This is a genomic window from Variovorax sp. CF079 (genome assembly GCF_900101545.1).
GTDB lineage: Bacteria > Pseudomonadota > Gammaproteobacteria > Burkholderiales > Burkholderiaceae_C > Variovorax.
Genome location: NZ_FMZU01000002.1, coordinates 333,199 through 347,569, shown reverse-complemented (window position 1 = coordinate 347,569; position 14,371 = coordinate 333,199). Strand labels below are relative to the sequence as shown.

19 protein-coding genes are annotated in these 14,371 nt (G+C 66.6%); 11 read left to right on the top strand and 8 right to left on the bottom strand.

All coding sequences use genetic code 11. The features are described 5' to 3' along the window. Window position 1 precedes the first annotated feature (1 nt). Window positions 2-985 carry a Bug family tripartite tricarboxylate transporter substrate binding protein gene (locus BLS74_RS04155; protein WP_093103161.1) on the top strand — a complete coding sequence of 328 codons (984 nt, stop codon included), beginning with the start codon at window positions 2-4 and terminating at the stop codon, window positions 983-985. Between the two features lie 4 nt (window positions 986-989). Here the strand turns inward: BLS74_RS04155 and BLS74_RS04150 are convergent, their stop codons facing one another. Further along, on the bottom strand, window positions 990-1,439 hold the full coding sequence (locus BLS74_RS04150) for a CBS domain-containing protein (protein WP_093103159.1): 450 nt from the start codon (window positions 1,437-1,439) through the stop codon (window positions 990-992). Between the two features lie 138 nt (window positions 1,440-1,577). Here BLS74_RS04150 and BLS74_RS04145 point away from each other — a divergent pair, with 138 nt between their 5' ends. Both BLS74_RS04145 and BLS74_RS04140 read left to right on the top strand, forming a co-directional pair. After that, complete coding sequence (locus tag BLS74_RS04145; RefSeq protein WP_093103158.1) at window positions 1,578-2,888, top strand: O-acetylhomoserine aminocarboxypropyltransferase; 1,311 nt, start codon at window positions 1,578-1,580, stop codon at window positions 2,886-2,888. Continuing rightward, a complete protein-coding gene (locus BLS74_RS04140; RefSeq protein ID WP_093103156.1) occupies window positions 2,888-3,700 on the top strand; it encodes an alpha/beta fold hydrolase in 813 nt (270 codons plus the stop codon). Before BLS74_RS04145 ends, BLS74_RS04140 begins: the two co-directional genes overlap by 1 nt. On the opposite strand, the gene BLS74_RS04135 is transcribed toward BLS74_RS04140, so the two are convergent. Genes BLS74_RS04135 through BLS74_RS04125 form a run of 3 tightly spaced genes read right to left on the bottom strand, consistent with a single transcriptional unit; the run spans window position 3,684 to window position 5,989 of the window. Next, on the bottom strand, window positions 3,684-4,346 hold the full coding sequence (locus tag BLS74_RS04135; protein WP_093103155.1) for an NAD(P)H-binding protein: 663 nt from the start codon (window positions 4,344-4,346) through the stop codon (window positions 3,684-3,686). The two genes, BLS74_RS04140 and BLS74_RS04135, sit on opposite strands and share 17 nt — an antisense overlap. A gap of 4 nt (window positions 4,347-4,350) precedes the next feature. Next, a complete protein-coding gene (locus BLS74_RS04130) occupies window positions 4,351-4,734 on the bottom strand; it encodes a thioredoxin family protein (protein ID WP_244503741.1) in 384 nt (127 codons plus the stop codon). Between the two features lie 37 nt (window positions 4,735-4,771). Further along, window positions 4,772-5,989: a YihY family inner membrane protein gene (locus BLS74_RS04125; protein ID WP_093103151.1), complete on the bottom strand. Its 1,218-nt coding sequence runs from the start codon at window positions 5,987-5,989 to the stop codon at window positions 4,772-4,774. A 51-nt stretch (window positions 5,990-6,040) separates the two neighbouring features. Here BLS74_RS04125 and BLS74_RS04120 point away from each other — a divergent pair, with 51 nt between their 5' ends. From BLS74_RS04120 to BLS74_RS04095, 6 genes are read left to right on the top strand one after another with little or no spacing between them, the layout of a single operon-like run. Continuing rightward, window positions 6,041-6,445 (top strand): DUF2069 domain-containing protein, encoded by a 405-nt coding sequence (locus tag BLS74_RS04120; RefSeq protein WP_093103150.1) that lies wholly within the window; start codon window positions 6,041-6,043, stop codon window positions 6,443-6,445. After that, window positions 6,442-7,866, top strand: a complete 1,425-nt coding sequence (locus BLS74_RS04115) for an FAD-binding oxidoreductase (RefSeq protein WP_093103148.1) — start codon at window positions 6,442-6,444, stop codon at window positions 7,864-7,866. The genes BLS74_RS04120 and BLS74_RS04115 overlap by 4 nt, the downstream gene beginning before the upstream one ends. Window positions 7,867-7,912: 46 nt before the next feature. Beyond that, window positions 7,913-8,182: a type II toxin-antitoxin system CcdA family antitoxin gene (locus tag BLS74_RS04110; protein ID WP_093103146.1), complete on the top strand. Its 270-nt coding sequence runs from the start codon at window positions 7,913-7,915 to the stop codon at window positions 8,180-8,182. Between the two features lies 1 nt (window position 8,183). Continuing rightward, window positions 8,184-8,498 carry a CcdB family protein gene (locus BLS74_RS04105; protein ID WP_093103145.1) on the top strand — a complete coding sequence of 105 codons (315 nt, stop codon included), beginning with the start codon at window positions 8,184-8,186 and terminating at the stop codon, window positions 8,496-8,498. A gap of 1 nt (window position 8,499) precedes the next feature. Further along, window positions 8,500-9,330 (top strand): thymidylate synthase, encoded by an 831-nt coding sequence (locus BLS74_RS04100; protein WP_093103143.1) that lies wholly within the window; start codon window positions 8,500-8,502, stop codon window positions 9,328-9,330. A 3-nt stretch (window positions 9,331-9,333) separates the two neighbouring features. After that, entirely contained in the window at window positions 9,334-9,828 is a 495-nt protein-coding gene (locus tag BLS74_RS04095; RefSeq protein ID WP_093103141.1) for a dihydrofolate reductase, read from the top strand. 24 nt (window positions 9,829-9,852) lie between these two features. Here BLS74_RS04095 and BLS74_RS04090 read toward each other — a convergent pair whose 3' ends face one another. The 4 genes from BLS74_RS04090 to BLS74_RS04075 are packed head-to-tail and all read right to left on the bottom strand — an operon-like array spanning window position 9,853 to window position 12,974. After that, window positions 9,853-10,188: a non-heme iron oxygenase ferredoxin subunit gene (locus tag BLS74_RS04090; protein ID WP_093103140.1), complete on the bottom strand. Its 336-nt coding sequence runs from the start codon at window positions 10,186-10,188 to the stop codon at window positions 9,853-9,855. A 22-nt stretch (window positions 10,189-10,210) separates the two neighbouring features. Continuing rightward, window positions 10,211-10,684 (bottom strand): aromatic-ring-hydroxylating dioxygenase subunit beta, encoded by a 474-nt coding sequence (locus BLS74_RS04085; RefSeq protein ID WP_093103138.1) that lies wholly within the window; start codon window positions 10,682-10,684, stop codon window positions 10,211-10,213. A 2-nt stretch (window positions 10,685-10,686) separates the two neighbouring features. Then, the gene (locus tag BLS74_RS04080; RefSeq protein ID WP_093103137.1) at window positions 10,687-11,949 is read right to left on the bottom strand and encodes an aromatic ring-hydroxylating dioxygenase subunit alpha; all 1,263 of its coding nucleotides are present in this window, start codon (window positions 11,947-11,949) and stop codon (window positions 10,687-10,689) included. A gap of 29 nt (window positions 11,950-11,978) precedes the next feature. Beyond that, a complete protein-coding gene (locus BLS74_RS04075) occupies window positions 11,979-12,974 on the bottom strand; it encodes a 2Fe-2S iron-sulfur cluster-binding protein (RefSeq protein WP_093103280.1) in 996 nt (331 codons plus the stop codon). Window positions 12,975-13,058: 84 nt separating this feature from the next. On the opposite strand from BLS74_RS04075, the gene BLS74_RS04070 reads away from it, so the two are divergent. Next, the gene (locus BLS74_RS04070) at window positions 13,059-13,967 is read left to right on the top strand and encodes a LysR family transcriptional regulator (RefSeq protein WP_093103135.1); all 909 of its coding nucleotides are present in this window, start codon (window positions 13,059-13,061) and stop codon (window positions 13,965-13,967) included. Between the two features lie 135 nt (window positions 13,968-14,102). Beyond that, window positions 14,103-14,264, top strand: a complete 162-nt coding sequence (locus tag BLS74_RS04065) for a hypothetical protein (RefSeq protein WP_348272414.1) — start codon at window positions 14,103-14,105, stop codon at window positions 14,262-14,264. Window positions 14,265-14,371: the final 107 nt, after the last annotated feature.

Genomic DNA, 14,371 nt, shown 5'->3' with positions numbered 1-14,371 from the left:
CATGCCTAGACCCAAGCCCCTGCTCCTCGCCTCGATGCTCCTGGCCGCGCTGCCCGGCGCGGCATTCGCCCAAGCGCCCGCATGGCCCGCCGCCAAGCCGATCACGCTGATCGTTCCCTACTCTGCCGGCGGCAGCGTGGACTTCAATGCGCGCCTGGTCGCCACCAAGCTAGGCGAACGGCTCAAGCAGTCGGTCGTGATCGAGAACGTAACCGGCGCCGGCGGCGCCATCGGCGTGGCCAAGGCCGCCAACGCGGCGCCCGACGGCTACACGCTGGTGGCGGGGCCGGACAGCGCGATCGCGATCGGCAAGCTCATCAACCCCGCCGCCTTCAAGTTCGACCCGCTGAAGGACCTGGCGCCGGTCGGCATGCTCAACACCGCGCCGATGGTGCTGGTCGCGCGGCCGGGCCTGCCGGCGCAGAGCTACGCCGACTTCGTCAAGCTCGCCAAGGCCGCGCCGGGCAAGTACAACTACGCGACCTCGGGCGTAGGCACGGTGCTGCAGCTCGCGATGGAGCTGCTCAAGGAAAGAAGCGGCATCTACGTGACCCATGTGCCCTATCGCGGCGGCGCGCAGATCGCCACCGATGTGATCGGCAACCAGATCGACCTGGCCATGCTGGTCAGCACCAGCGCGATCCCGCATGTGAACGGCGGCCGCCTGAAGGCGCTGGGCGTGACCGGCAGCAAGCGTCTCGACGCGCTGCCCAACGTGCCGGCCTTCGACGAGATGCCGGGCCTCAAGGGCTATTCGATGCTGAGCTGGACCGGCATCTTCGCGCCGGCCAACACGCCGCCGGCGATCGTCACCCGCCTCAACCAAGAGCTCAATGCGGTGTTGAAGGACCCCGAGGTGCGCACCAAGCTGACGGAGCAAGGCGCGCTACCGGGCAGCGGTTCGGCTGAAGAACTCGGCAAGTTCGTACACGCCGAGTACGCACGCAACCAGAAGATCGTGCAGGCGGCGAACATCAAGGAGTGAAGAGCTACGAGGACTCGTCTTCCGCCGGCCAGTCGCGGATATAGGCTTTCAGCATCTTGTTCTCGAAGTTCTGGCTGTCGACCACGGCCTTGGCGACGTCGTAGAAGCTGATCACGCCCATCAGCATGCGCTTGTCCATCACCGGCATATAGCGCGCATGGCGCTCGAGCATGATGCGGCGGATTTCGTCGAGGTCGGTTTCGGCCGTGCAGGTGACGGGATGGTCGTCCATCGCCTTGCGCACCAGCGTGCCGCCGACCTGGCCGCCGTTGCCGACGATGGCGACGATGACTTCGCGGAAGGTGAGCATGCCCACCAGGTCGCCATGCTCCATGACCACCAGCGAGCCGATGTCCTTGTCGGCCATGGTGTTGACCGCATCGGACAGGGGTTCGTCGGGCGTGACGGTGTAGAGCGTGTTGCCCTTCACGCGCAGGATGTCGCTGACTTTCATCGTGGTGCTCCTCACTTGCTCGGCGGCGTGCCGATTTGAATATAGCCCACAATGGCCGCCCGTCCACAGGCCCATGTCGGCGTCGCAGGCATTGCGCGCGCCACGGGGCATTGCAGAAACGACCATCGAAAGGCTCCCATGCCCGGCTATTCCGACCCCGGCTTCGATACGCTGGCACTGCACGCCGGCGCCGCACCCGACCCCGCCACCGGCGCACGCGCGGTGCCGATCCACCTCACCACCTCCTTCGTCTTCGAGTCGAGCGACCATGCGGCCGCGCTCTTCAACCTCGAACGCGCGGGCCATGTCTACTCGCGCATCAGCAACCCGACCAACGCGGTGCTCGAACAGCGCGTGGCCGCGCTCGAAGGCGGCATCGGTGCGATCGCGACCGCCAGCGGCCAGGCCGCGCTGCACCTCTCGATCGCGACGCTGATGGGCGCAGGCTCGCACATCGTGGCGAGCACCGCGCTCTACGGCGGCTCGCAAAACCTTTTGCACTACACGCTGCGGCGCTTCGGCATCCAGACCACCTTCGTGAAGCCGGGCGACCTCGACGGCTGGCGCGCCGCGATCCGGCCGGAGACCAAGCTGCTGTTCGGCGAGACCGTGGGCAACCCGGGCCTCGACGTGCTCGACATCCCGGCGGTGAGCGAGATCGCGCACGCGGCCGGCGTGCCGCTGCTGGTCGATTCCACGCTGACCTCGCCCTACCTGATCAAGCCCTTCGACTGGGGCGCCGACCTGATCTACCACTCGGCCACCAAGTTCCTCTCGGGCCACGGCACCGTGATCGGCGGCGTGGTGGTCGACGGCGGCAGTTTCGACTGGGAGCGCTCGGGCAAGTTCGCCGAGCTGACGCAGGCCTACGACGGCTTCCACAACATGGTCTTCAGCGAGGAAAGCACGGTCGGCGCCTTCCTCTTGCGCGCTCGGCGCGAGGGGCTGCGCGACTTCGGCGCCTCGATGAGCCCGCACACGGCCTGGCTGATCCTGCAGGGCATCGAGACCCTGCCGCTGCGCATGGAACGCCACATCGACAACACGCAGAAGGTGGTCGAGTTCCTGGCGGCGCATCCCTTCGTGGCGCACGTGGGACATCCGCTGCTCGAAACGCATCCGAGCCATGCGCTGGCGGCCAAGCTGCTGCGCCACGGCGCCAAGGGCGCCGGCGCGGTCTTCAGCTTCGACCTCAAGGGCAACCGCGAGCAGGGCAAGAAGTTCATCGAGGCGCTGAAGCTCTTCAGCCATCTCGCGAACGTGGGCGACTGCCGCAGCCTGGTGATCCATCCGGCGAGTACCACGCATTTCCGCATGACCGACGAGGCGCTGGCCGGCGCAGGCATTTCGCAGGGCACGATCCGTCTGTCGATCGGGCTCGAGGACCCGGCCGACCTGATCGACGATCTCAAGCGTGCCTTGAAGGCCGCAGAAAAGGCAGGCGCGTGATGGATCTGCTCGTCAACGGTCACCGCAGCTACTGCTACACCGGCGGCAAGACTTTCGATGCCGCGAAGCCCAGCGTGGTGTTCATCCATGGCGTGCTCAACGACCACAGCGTGTGGATCCTGCAAAGCCGCTGGTTCGCCAACCACGGCTGGAACGTGCTGGCGATCGACTTGCCCGGGCATTGCAGGAGCGAGGGCCCGCCGCCCGCGAGCGTCGAGGAGGCGGCGCAATTCGTCGTCGCGCTGCTCGATGCGGCCGGCATCGGCAAGGCAGCTCTGGTCGGCCACAGCTTCGGTTCGCTGATCGCGCTCGAAGCGGCTGCGCGCGCGCCGGAGCGGGTCACGCACCTGGCGCTGGTCGGCACGGCCTACCCGATGACCGTGTCACCCGCGCTGCTCGACGGCGCACTGAACGATCCGCAGCGCGCGATCGACATGGTCAACACCTTTTCGCATTCGCTGCTGGCGCCGCCACCGTCCTCGCTGGGCCCGGGCACCTGGCTCTACGGCGGTTCGCGCGCGCTGATGCGGCGGGTGCTGGCCAGCAACCGCGACGCCAACGTGTTCCACATCGGCTTCAAGGCCTGCAACGATTATGCGAACGGCGAAGCGGCGATCGCGGCCGTGCAGTGCCCGATCCTGTTCCTGCTCGGCGACGCGGACCAGATGACGCCGGCGCGCGCGACCCGTGCGCTGAGCGCGAAAGCGCCCCGGGCCCAGGTGCTCACCGTCAGGGCCGGCCACCAGCTGATGTCGGAAGCGCCGGACGAGGTGCTGTTCGCGCTGCGGGACTTTCTCAGCGCAGCGCGTTGATGTCCGCGGTTTCGACCAGCGGCGTGGGCGCGCCGCGCCGGGCGACGACCAGCATCGCGCGGCCCACCTGTTCGCTGGTGGTCACGTGGCGCGGCGCCAGACGCTTGATCAGGCCGAAGATCGGGCGGGCCAGCACGTAGATCCAGCGGTAGAGCGCCACCTTGGAACGCACGCCGTGCAAGGGCTGGATGAAGCCGGGGCGGAACATGTAGGCGGCCTTGAAAGGCAGGCGCATCAGCGCGTTCTCGGTCGCGCCCTTGACGCGCGCCCACATGCTGGAGCCGCGCTCGCTGCTGTCGGTGCCGGCGCCGGACACATAGACAAAGGTCATCTGCGGATTGAGCCGCACCAGCACCTTGGCGGCGGCCAGCGTGAGCTCGTAGGTGACGTGCCGATAGGCCTCTTCGCTCATGCCCGCCGACGAGACGCCGAGGCAGAAGAAACAGGCATCGAAGCCCGCGAGCTGTTCCCGGACGGCGCTCAAGTCGAAGAGGTCCGCCACGATCAGTTCTCGCAGCTTCGGATGGGTCTGCCCGGTCGTGCTGCGCCCGACGCTCAGCACCCGCGACACGCCGGCGTCGAGCAGGCATTCGCGCAACACGCCCTGGCCCACCATGCCGGTCGCGCCGAAGAGCAGGACGTTCATGGCGCTAGCCGACGCAGAAGGTATCGGGCTCGCGCGCCAGTGCGCGGAGCAGGGTTGAAACCTCGGCGGCCGACGCCTGCCCCGGCTGCAACGCGCCGAGCATGCGCGCCAGCGTTTCGGCATGCGGCAGCAGCGGGCCGAGGAAGCGGGTGCCGGACTCGCCCGCCACCAGGATGGTCGGGAAGGTCTCGACGTCGAAATCGTCGGCCAGGTCGGCGTGATCCTCGATGTCGACCCAGGCAAAGCGGAACTGCGGATGCGCGCGCGCCACCTGCTCGAACAGCGGCCGGTACTCGCGGCAGGCGCCGCACCATTCGGCGCACAGGCAGACCACCCACAGGGCATCGTCGGCCAGAGCCAGCCTCGCGGGAACTGTGGAATCGTTCAAGGTCGAATGAATGAGGGTGGAACGGAAAGCGATGCCATTATCGATACGGAAGCACATCCTGCAGCAGCAACGTCCGCAAGGGACCTTTCTGCCACAGGTTATCGAGGGCCGGCGCCTGCGGCATCAGCAATTCCTTGAGCAAGGGTTCGAGCCGCGTACTGCGGGGGTCGGCCAGCAGCACGTAGCGCGGATCCTCGTTGGCCGGCTCCTCGGCCAGCGGCCCGATCCAGTCGAGCGCGACCAGCGTTTCCAGCACCGGCGCGAGCTGCAGGGCGTCGACCTTCATGCGCGCCACCAGCTCGGCCGCGCCCAGCCCCTTGGCCGGCGACGTCTGCGCGCGCGCCAGCTGCTGCAGCGTTTCCACCGCAAGCTGCAGCGGCCAGCCGGCCGTGCCGCCGCGTCGCGCGACGCCGGTCAGCAAGCTGGGCAAGTAGGCCGCGATCACCGCGCCCAGCAGCACGATGACCCAGGCCACATAGATCCACACCAACAGGATCGGCACGGTGGCGAAGGCGCCGTAGAGCACCGAGTAGGTCGGCACCAGGCTCAGGTAGTAGCCCAGGACGCGCTTGGCGATCTCGATCGCGGCAGCCACGAAGATGCCGCCGGCCCAGGCGTGCACCCATTTCACGTGGGTGTTGGGCACGTAGTGATAGAGCGAGGCCATGCCGCCGGCCAGCAGCACGAATTCGAAGGTGTCGAACACCAGCTTGAGCATGCCGCGGCCCACCACATCGCGCGAGACCGAGAAGACATAGGCCGTGGTGCTCAGGCTCAGGGCCAGCACCAGCGGCCCGAGCGTGATCGCGGCCCAGTAGATCAGCACCCGCTGCGCGAAGGGCCGAGGCGTGCGCACGCGCCAGATGTTGTTGAGCGTCTTGTCCATCGTCAGGATCAGCGCGATGGCGGTCACCAGCAGCAGCACCAGGCCGGCGACGCCGAGGCCGCTGGCCTTGCTCGCGAACTGGTTGAGGTAGCCCAGCACCTGGCGTGCGATGTTGTCCGGGATCAGGCTCTCGATCAGCCAGCGCTGCACCCGGCCCTGCATGGCCGAGAACATCGGGAACACCGTGAACAGCGCCAGCGCGACGGTGAAGAAAGGCACCATCGCGATGGTGGTGGTGAAGGTCAGGCTGCTGGCCGTGAGGCCCAGCCGGTCCTCGCGAAAACGTTCGCCCAGCACCGCGGCGGTATTGCCCCAGGGAAAGTGCGAAAGATCCCTCCAGAGTTGCCGGCGATTCATGGCCGGTATCATGCCATCGGGTCCTCTGCCGCTCCGGCGCCGCCCGATCGATCTCCCCTTGCCGTGACCGCTCCCAACGCCTCCCCTCCTTCCGTTTCCGCCACGCGCTGGCTCGCCGTCGGCAGCCTGGTCGGCCTGATCGTGCTCGGCCTGGCCTGGGAAATGTGGCTGGCGCCGCTTCGCCCGGGCGGCTCCTGGCTGGCGCTCAAGGTGCTGCCGCTCGTGGTGCCGCTCGCGGGCCTGCTCAAGAACCGGATGTACACCTACCGCTGGGTCAGCCTCATGGTCTGGCTCTATTTCACCGAAGGCGTGGTGCGCGCCTGGAGCGACGCCGACGGCACGAGCCAGGTGCTTGCGCTGATCGAGGTGGCGCTGTGCCTGGCGCTCTTCGCCGCCTGCGCCTGGCATGTTCGTCTTCGCCTGCGCCACGCGGCGCGGGCCCGCAATCTGGAAGGAGCCGCGCCATGAGCGCATCGTTGATCGACAAGCTGCGCACCATCGTCGGTGCCGCCCATGTGCTGACCGAGGGAGACCTCAGCGCCTACGAGCAGGACTGGCGCAAGCGCTCGCGCGGCAAGTCTTTGGCAGTGGTGCGGCCAGCCAGCACGCAGCAGGTGGCCGAGGTGGTCAAGGCCTGCGCGGCCGCCGGCACGACGATCGTGCCGCAGGGCGGCAACACCGGGCTTGCGGTCGGCTCGATCCCCGACGAGAGCGGCACCCAGGTGCTGTTGAGCCTGCAGCGCATGAACGCGATCCGCGGCATCGACGCCGCCAACCTCACGATGACGGTGGATGCCGGCTGCGTGCTGCAGACCCTGCAGGAAGCCGCCGAAAGGGCCGGCTTCCTGTTCCCGCTGAGCCTGGCGGCCGAAGGCAGCTGCACCATCGGCGGCAACCTGGCGACCAATGCGGGTGGCACGCAGGTGCTGCGCTACGGCAATGCGCGTGAGCTGTGCCTGGGGCTCGAGGTCGTCACGCCGCAGGGCGGCATCTGGGAAGGCACCAGCGGCCTGCGCAAGGACAACACCGGCTACGACCTGCGCGACCTGATGATCGGCAGCGAAGGCACGCTGGGCATCATCACCGCCGCCACCCTGAAGCTCTACCCGCTGCCGGCCGCGCGGCTCACCGCCTGGGCGGCCGTGCCTTCACTCGACCATGCGGTGACGCTGCTCGGCCTGGCGCACAAACGCCTGGGCCCGGGGCTCACGGGCTTCGAGGTCATGGGCAAGTTCGCGCTGAGCCTGGTCGACAAGCACATGCCGCAGCTGCGCGTGCCCTTCATCGACGATGCGGCGGCGCCCTACTGCGTGCTGCTCGAGAACTCCGACAACGAATCCGAAGACCATGCCCGTGGCCGCTTCGAGGCACTGCTCGAAACCGCCTTCGAGGCCGGCTGCGTCAGCGACGCGGTGGTGGCCGAGAACCTCACGCAGGCGCACCAGCTCTGGCACATCCGCGAAAGCATTCCGCTGGCGCAAGCCGAGGAAGGGCTCAACATCAAGCACGACATCTCGATTCCGGTGTCGCGCATCCCGGCCTTCGTGGCCGAGACCGACGCGCTGCTGGAACGCGAGGTGCCGGGCGTACGGCTGGTGAACTTCGGCCACCTCGGCGACGGCAACCTGCACTACAACGTGCAGGCGCCCGCCGGCGGCGACAACGGCGCCTTCCTGCGCGAGCACGAAGAGCGCATCAACACGCTGGTCTACGACGCGGTCGAGAAGTTCGACGGCTCCTTCTCGGCCGAGCACGGCGTCGGCTCGCTCAAGGTCGACAAGCTCGAAAAGCACAAGTCGCCGGTCGCGCTCGAGATGATGCGCGCCATCAAGCGCGGGCTGGACCCGCAGAACATCCTGAATCCGGGTCGGGTGATTCGCGCAGAGTAAGCGTGCGCGTAAAATATGCGCATGCTCCATGAGCAAGGAAGACCCCATGCTTCGCTTCGACAACGCGCCCAAGAAAGCCACCAACCTGTCGCTCAATAGCAAGGTTCTCGAGATGGCGCGCGAGTTGGGTATGAACGTCTCGCAGACGGTGGACGGTTTGCTTGCCGAAGAAGTCAAACGCCGCTATTGGGAAAAGTGGGCTGCGGAGAACAAGGAAGCCATGGAGGCCTACAACGCGCGGATTGCGAAGGAAGGTCTGCCATTGGCCAAGTACCGCAGTTTTGCACGCAGCCTCGGCGATGGCAAAAAAGGCTGAGATGGCTCGCTTCGACGTCTACGCCAATCCCGATCCCGCAGACCGCACGACAATTCCATTCATGCTCGACGTTCAGAACGGCTTTCTGGATGTCCTCGAAACACGCGTGGTGGTGCCTCTCTATATACGCGGCAGGTTCACCACCCGCGTCCGGAACCTGAATCCGGAGCTCGAGGTGGCAGGCAAGGCGGTGATCATGGACACGGCTTCGATCGGCGCCGTGCCGATCAGCGATCTGCGCCGCCCCGTCACCAACCTCGCCGATAGACAACTCGAAATCCAAGACGCCCTGGATACCCTGTTTCCAGGCTACTGACATGACCACCCGCCCCATCCGCTCCCAATACGAAGACTTCATGCGCCACGTCGACATGACCGGCGTGCACAAGAGCGACCGCACGGGCACCGGCACCAAGAGCGTGTTCGGCCACCAGATGCGCTTCGACCTGAACGAAGGCTTTCCGCTGGTCACCACGAAGAAGGTGCATCTCAAATCCATCATCCAGGAGCTGCTGTGGTTCCTGACCGGCTCCAGCAACAACAACTGGTTGAAGGAGCGCGGCGTCACCATCTGGGACGAATGGGCGCGCGAGGACGGTGACCTGGGTCCGGTCTACGGCGTTCAGTGGCGCAGCTGGCCGACCCCGGACGGCGGCCACATCGACCAGATCCAGCAGGTGATCGACACGCTCAAGACTAACCCGGATTCGCGCCGCATCATCGTGAGCGCATGGAACGTGGCCGAGCTCTCGAAGATGGCGCTGATGCCCTGCCATGCCTTCTTCCAGTTCTATGTGGCTCCTTCGACAGGCTCAGGACGGGGCCGCCTCTCGTGCCAGCTCTATCAGCGCAGCGCCGACATCTTTCTCGGCGTGCCCTTCAACATCGCGAGCTACGCGCTGCTCACGCACATGATCGCGCAGCAATGCGATCTGGACGTCGGCGATTTCGTCTGGACCGGCGGCGACTGCCATATCTACAGCAACCATGCCGAGCAGGTGGCGCTGCAGCTGAGCCGCACGCCCTACCCTTACCCGACGCTGGTCATCAAGCGCAAGCCGGCCTCGATCTTCGACTACGAATACGAGGACTTCGAGGTCGTCGACTATCAGCATCACCCGGCCATCAAGGCACCCGTGGCCGTCTGAACCATGACGCGCATCAACCTGATCCTCGCACGCGCCGCCAACGGCGTGATCGGCCGCGACGGCGTGATGCCCTGGCATCTGCCCGAGGACATGGCGCACTTCAAGCAACAGACCGCCGGCGCGCCGGTGATCATGGGCCGCAAGACCTGGGACTCGCTGCCGCCGCGCTTCCGCCCGCTGCCGGGCCGCCGCAACATCGTGATCACGCGCCAGGCGGATTGGCAGAGCGACGGCGCAGAGCGTGCCGGCAGCCTGCGCGAGGCCTTGATCCGCTGCGAAGACGAGCAGTTGCCCGAGGTCTGGGTGATCGGCGGCGCACAGATCTATGCCGAGGCCGAGCCGCTGGCGCAGCGCGCCCTCGTCACCGAGATCGGGCGCGACTACGAAGGCGACGCCTGGGCGCCGCGCTTCGACGTGTCCTGGCGCGAGACCGCACGCGAGTCGCACATCGCGGCCAACGGCCTGCCCTACGCCTTCGTCACGCTCGAACGGCCCTGAAGGCCGGCAACCGCTCTCCGCACATCACGGCGCCCATTCGATCTCGTCGAGCGCGACGTACACGCGCCCGGCCTCGATCTTCACCGGATAGCTGCGCAGGTCCTCGGTGAGCGGCGCGCACATCGCCTTGCCGGTGCGCACGTCGAATTTGCCCTGGTGCAAGGGGCACTCAATCTCGTGGCCTTCGAGAAAGCCGTCGCACAGGCGGGCCTGGCCGTGCGTGCAGGTGTTGCTCGTCGCGAAGACCTCGCCGTCCACGCTGTAGAGCGCGAGGTCGCGTCCCTCGACCTCGATGCCCAACACGTCGTCGGCCGGCAGTTCGTCGACGGCGGCGGCGTCGATCCAGGAAGTAGTGCTCATGTTCATCCTCGTGGGCCTCGTCTCAGATCGGATAGATGATGGAGTTCGGGATCATTTCGCTGTCGTAGACGACGAGGCGTGAAGCGAACTTCAGGCCTTCGGGCCGCCGCACGACCGTGTCGATGTAGCGGCCCACATTGAAGACGGTGGAGAGTTCGCTGAGCTTGGTGCGGAACACGGCGTAGTTGGCTTCGCTGCGGATCGTGCCGTCCTCGTCGACGCCATGCACCAGCGGCAGGCCTACTACATGGCGCTGGTAGTAGGGGTCGTGAAACAGCGTCTCGCGAATGCCGTAGACGCGGTCTTCCAGCATGCCTTTGCTCTCGAAGGACAAGGTGGCGAGCGGCAGGCCGCGCTCGTGGTTCTCGCGCGGCTGCAGGCGGTAGCTGCACTCGTCGATGAAGAAGGCGGGCCACAAATCCCAGTTGCCCGAGTCAACGGCACGTGCGTAGTCGGCGTAGAGTTGGCTCAGCTCGAAGTAGTCATGCGGCGCCATGGTCATGCCTCCATCACCTTGCGCCAATACTTGTACATGCCGCGGATCAACGTCTCGGTCACCATGTGATCGGTGTCTTCCACCTCGCGCCCGCCGAGCTCGGCCAGCGTGCGGTGATAAGGCTTCTGCTCGAAGCCCTGCTGCGAGAACTCGATGACCTCGCCGTCGTCGGCCGAGACAAAACCGGCCGGCCCGAACAGGTTGGCCTGGCGCAGGCGCCGCTGCTGCATCTCCTCGCTGTCGTCCTCGAAGCCGAAGTGCGTCCAGACGAAATCGAAGGCATCGTGGCCCACCGGCTGGATGTGGCGCGTCGACACGCTGTTCACTTGCTGCTGCAGGATCACGCTCGGGAACAGCGTGGTCATCACCGCGGTCGGGCCGCCCCACCAGGGCTCGGGCACGATGTCGAGGAAGCGCGGGTCCTTCAGTTGCATGCTCTCCTTGAAACTGGACACCTGCGTGACCTGCGCGGCCTTGCCCGCGCTGCCGCGCGTCGAGATCATCGCGGCGTGGCGGCCGTGCGCATCCATCTTGAGTTCGGACTTGTTGTCCGCGCGCCAGAGGCCGAAGGTGACGAACCAGGTGTGCAGCAAGCCCGGGTGGTACGGGTCCTTGATGTTCTCCTGCATCAGCTTCCAGTTGCCCGGAATGCGCTGGCGGTTGTAGCCGAGTATCTTGAGCTTGCGGCCGTCGAACAGGCGGTCGAAGTAATGCAGGATGGCCGGCCCCATGAAGTCTTCCAGCGACTCCACTTCGTGGTCGAAGGAGGCGAACACCACGCCGCCGCGCGTGGCCACCTTGAGCTTGTTGAGGCTGTTCTCTTCAGGCTTGAAGTCGGCCGGCATGCCGCCGTTGACCTTGCCGTCCTGCTTGACGCCGCGCCGGAAGGGCACGCCCTGCAGGTCGCCCTTGAGTGTGTAGTTCCACTGGTGGTAGGGGCAGACGAATTCCTTGCGATTGCCCTGCCGCTCGCGGCAGAAGCGCATGCCGCGATGGGCGCAGACGTTCTCCACCACGTTGATGCCGCCTTCGGCATCGCGCACCATGATCACCGAGCGCTCGCCGATCGCGGTGCGCTTGAAGTCGCCGGCGTTGGGGATCTCGGCTTCCAGGCCGACGTAGCACCAGTGCTTGTTGTAGAAAAAGCGCTCCAGCTCCTTCTTGTGCTGGTCCTCGCCGATGTAGGCCATGAAGGGAATGCGGCTGGTCTTCTCCGACTCCCAGTGGATCTTCTCGGGGAATACGATGGATTGGGGGGTGGTCATGGGAGTCTCCTTTTCTCGCTTTCTCTGTCTCAGGTGCCCTGCATGTAGAAGGCATCGGCATGGATCTTCTCTGCGGCCAGGCCACGATCCTTGAGCAGCAGCGTGACCGCCTCCACCATCGGGGGCGAGCCGCAGAGGTAGGCGCGCCAGCCCTCGAAGCCGCCGGGCCAGTCGGACCGGATGGCGTCGGTGATCAGCCCCTGGCGCGAGCCCGGGCGCATCGCGCCCGACACGCCGACCACGTGCACCTTGAGTCCCGCATGCAGCGCCTGGAGCTCGCGCAATTCTTCGAGGCCGTAGACGTCGGCGTCCGATCGCACGCCGAAATAGAGGTGGATCGGGTTGGGCATGCCGGCCTCGATGGCGCCGCGCACGATGGCGAGCACGGGCGCCAGCCCCGTGCCGCCGGCCGCGCACAGGATCGGGCCGGTGTGCCGCGTGCGAAGGTAGGCGGCGCCCATCGGGCCGCTGACACGGACCGCGTCGCCGGGCTTCAGTTGCTCGAACACATAGTCGGTCACGCGGCCGCCGGGCACGCGCCGCACGTGGAACTCCAGCTCCGCGTCGCCGCTGAGCCGGGCCATCGAATAAGGCCGCACATGCTCGGGCGCGAACTGCAGCTGGGCGTACTGGCCCGGCGAGAACGACAAGGGCTTGGCCGGCTTCAGGCGCAGCCGGCGGATGTCGTGCGTGAGCGTCTCGATCTCCGCAATAGTGGCCTTGACGATGCGCGCCGGGTGCACGACCACTTCGTCAGGCTCGGGAATCTCGATGGTGCAGTTCTCGGTCAGTGTGCTCTGGCAGGCCAGCACATGGCTTTCGCGCAGGCCCTCGGGCCGCATCGCGTCCTGCCCCTGCCCTGCGTCCAGCACCCGCCCTTCGACCACCTTGCAGCGGCAGGTGCCGCAGCGCCCGGCCATGCAACTGTAGGAGACCGGCACCTGGTGCTCGCGCAGCACCTCCAGCAGGTTCGCGCCCGGGCGGACCTCGATGGTGCGTGCGAAGGGGCGAATATGCAGTTCCATGGCGCCGATCATCGGCATCCTTCTCACATTGGCCAATAGAATCTCGTGAATTCATCGAATCACCGTTGTGAATAAAGGTGCGGCATGGAGCTTCGGGACATCGACCTCAACCTGCTGCTGGTCTTCGACCGGATGCTGGCCGAGAAGCGCGTCTCGGCCGTGGCGGAATCGCTCGGCCTCTCGCAGCCTGCCATCAGCAATGCGCTGGCGCGGCTGCGCCGGGCTTTCGGCGACGAGCTGTTCCTGCGCACCGCGCGCGGCATGGAACCCACGCCCTTCGCGCTGTCGCTCGCGGAGCCCGTGGCCTACGCGATGGGCACGCTGCACGGCGCGCTCAATCAACAGACCGTCTTCGATCCGGCCACCAGCACGCGCAGCTTCACGCTCGCGATGACGGACATCGGCGAGATCTATTTCGCGCCGGTGCTCATGGAGGTGCTGTCGCGCGCTGCGCCGGGCGTGACCATCAGCACCGTGCGCAACACCGCCGTCAACCTGCGCGATGCCATGGAGGCCGGCCAGGTGGACATCGCGATCGGCCTCTTGCCGCAGTTGAAGGCCAGCATCTTCCAGCGCCGGCTGTTCAAGCAGCGCTACGTGTGCCTCTTCAGCGCCACGCATGCGCTCGCGACCAAGCCGAAGCTGACGCTGAAGGATTTCTGCGCCGCCGAGCACCTGCTGGTCAAGGCCGCGGGCACCGGCCACGGCCAGGTCGACGAGCTGATGGCCGCGCAGGGCGTCGCGCGGCGCATCCGGCTCACGGTGCCGCATTTCGTGGCCATCGGCCACATCCTGCGCTCCACGCCGATGATCGCCACCGTGCCCGAGCGCCTGGCGCAAAGCATCGCCGAGCCCTTCGGGCTGGTCTGGCGCACGCACCCGGTGGCGCTGCCGCAGATCGCGATCAACGCGTTCTGGCATGCGCGCTTCCACCGCGATCCGGGCAACCAGTGGCTGCGGGGTGTGTTATTCGACCGCTTTGCCGACACCTGATCCTGCACGAAGCCGAAACTTCACGCCGCACGGCGCGGTGACACAAACCCCGGCGGCGGATGAAGTTCCGATCGGGACCCAGCCCGTTCGCAACGCCGAGCCGCGTGGCTGATCGTCGGCGGCAACGACGAGGCGGTGATCGACTTGAATCGGCAAGCGCTCGCGTTGCTGCACAGCCAGAAGCGGCTTGCGATCGTGCCTGGCGCGACCCACCTGTTCGAAGAGCCCGACGCGCTCGGCGCTGTTTCCGCGCTGGCGCGCGATTGGTTCCTCAGCCATTTCAACCGTCAGCTCTAGGAAAGTACGACATGAGCAAGTCCCCGAGACACCGGAAATGGCCTGAGCACCGAATCGAGCAACGTCGTCAAGGTCGATGAAGACAAGTCTCGCGTCGGCATGTACCT

What these genes read in the sequence shown, in the direction of transcription:
- BLS74_RS04155 (WP_093103161.1), top strand. Translation starts at nt 2, where the DNA reads ATGCCTAGACCCAAGCCCCTGCTCCTCGCCTCGATGCTCCTGGCCGCG.
- BLS74_RS04150 (WP_093103159.1), bottom strand. Translation starts at nt 1,439, where the DNA reads ATGAAAGTCAGCGACATCCTGCGCGTGAAGGGCAACACGCTCTACACC.
- BLS74_RS04145 (WP_093103158.1), top strand. Translation starts at nt 1,578, where the DNA reads ATGCCCGGCTATTCCGACCCCGGCTTCGATACGCTGGCACTGCACGCC.
- BLS74_RS04140 (WP_093103156.1), top strand. Translation starts at nt 2,888, where the DNA reads ATGGATCTGCTCGTCAACGGTCACCGCAGCTACTGCTACACCGGCGGC.
- BLS74_RS04135 (WP_093103155.1), bottom strand. Translation starts at nt 4,346, where the DNA reads ATGAACGTCCTGCTCTTCGGCGCGACCGGCATGGTGGGCCAGGGCGTG.
- BLS74_RS04125 (WP_093103151.1), bottom strand. Translation starts at nt 5,989, where the DNA reads ATGATACCGGCCATGAATCGCCGGCAACTCTGGAGGGATCTTTCGCAC.
- BLS74_RS04115 (WP_093103148.1), top strand. Translation starts at nt 6,442, where the DNA reads ATGAGCGCATCGTTGATCGACAAGCTGCGCACCATCGTCGGTGCCGCC.
- BLS74_RS04110 (WP_093103146.1), top strand. Translation starts at nt 7,913, where the DNA reads ATGCTTCGCTTCGACAACGCGCCCAAGAAAGCCACCAACCTGTCGCTC.
- BLS74_RS04105 (WP_093103145.1), top strand. Translation starts at nt 8,184, where the DNA reads ATGGCTCGCTTCGACGTCTACGCCAATCCCGATCCCGCAGACCGCACG.
- BLS74_RS04100 (WP_093103143.1), top strand. Translation starts at nt 8,500, where the DNA reads ATGACCACCCGCCCCATCCGCTCCCAATACGAAGACTTCATGCGCCAC.
- BLS74_RS04095 (WP_093103141.1), top strand. Translation starts at nt 9,334, where the DNA reads ATGACGCGCATCAACCTGATCCTCGCACGCGCCGCCAACGGCGTGATC.
- BLS74_RS04090 (WP_093103140.1), bottom strand. Translation starts at nt 10,188, where the DNA reads ATGAGCACTACTTCCTGGATCGACGCCGCCGCCGTCGACGAACTGCCG.
- BLS74_RS04085 (WP_093103138.1), bottom strand. Translation starts at nt 10,684, where the DNA reads ATGGCGCCGCATGACTACTTCGAGCTGAGCCAACTCTACGCCGACTAC.
- BLS74_RS04080 (WP_093103137.1), bottom strand. Translation starts at nt 11,949, where the DNA reads ATGACCACCCCCCAATCCATCGTATTCCCCGAGAAGATCCACTGGGAG.
- BLS74_RS04075 (WP_093103280.1), bottom strand. Translation starts at nt 12,974, where the DNA reads ATGGAACTGCATATTCGCCCCTTCGCACGCACCATCGAGGTCCGCCCG.
- BLS74_RS04070 (WP_093103135.1), top strand. Translation starts at nt 13,059, where the DNA reads ATGGAGCTTCGGGACATCGACCTCAACCTGCTGCTGGTCTTCGACCGG.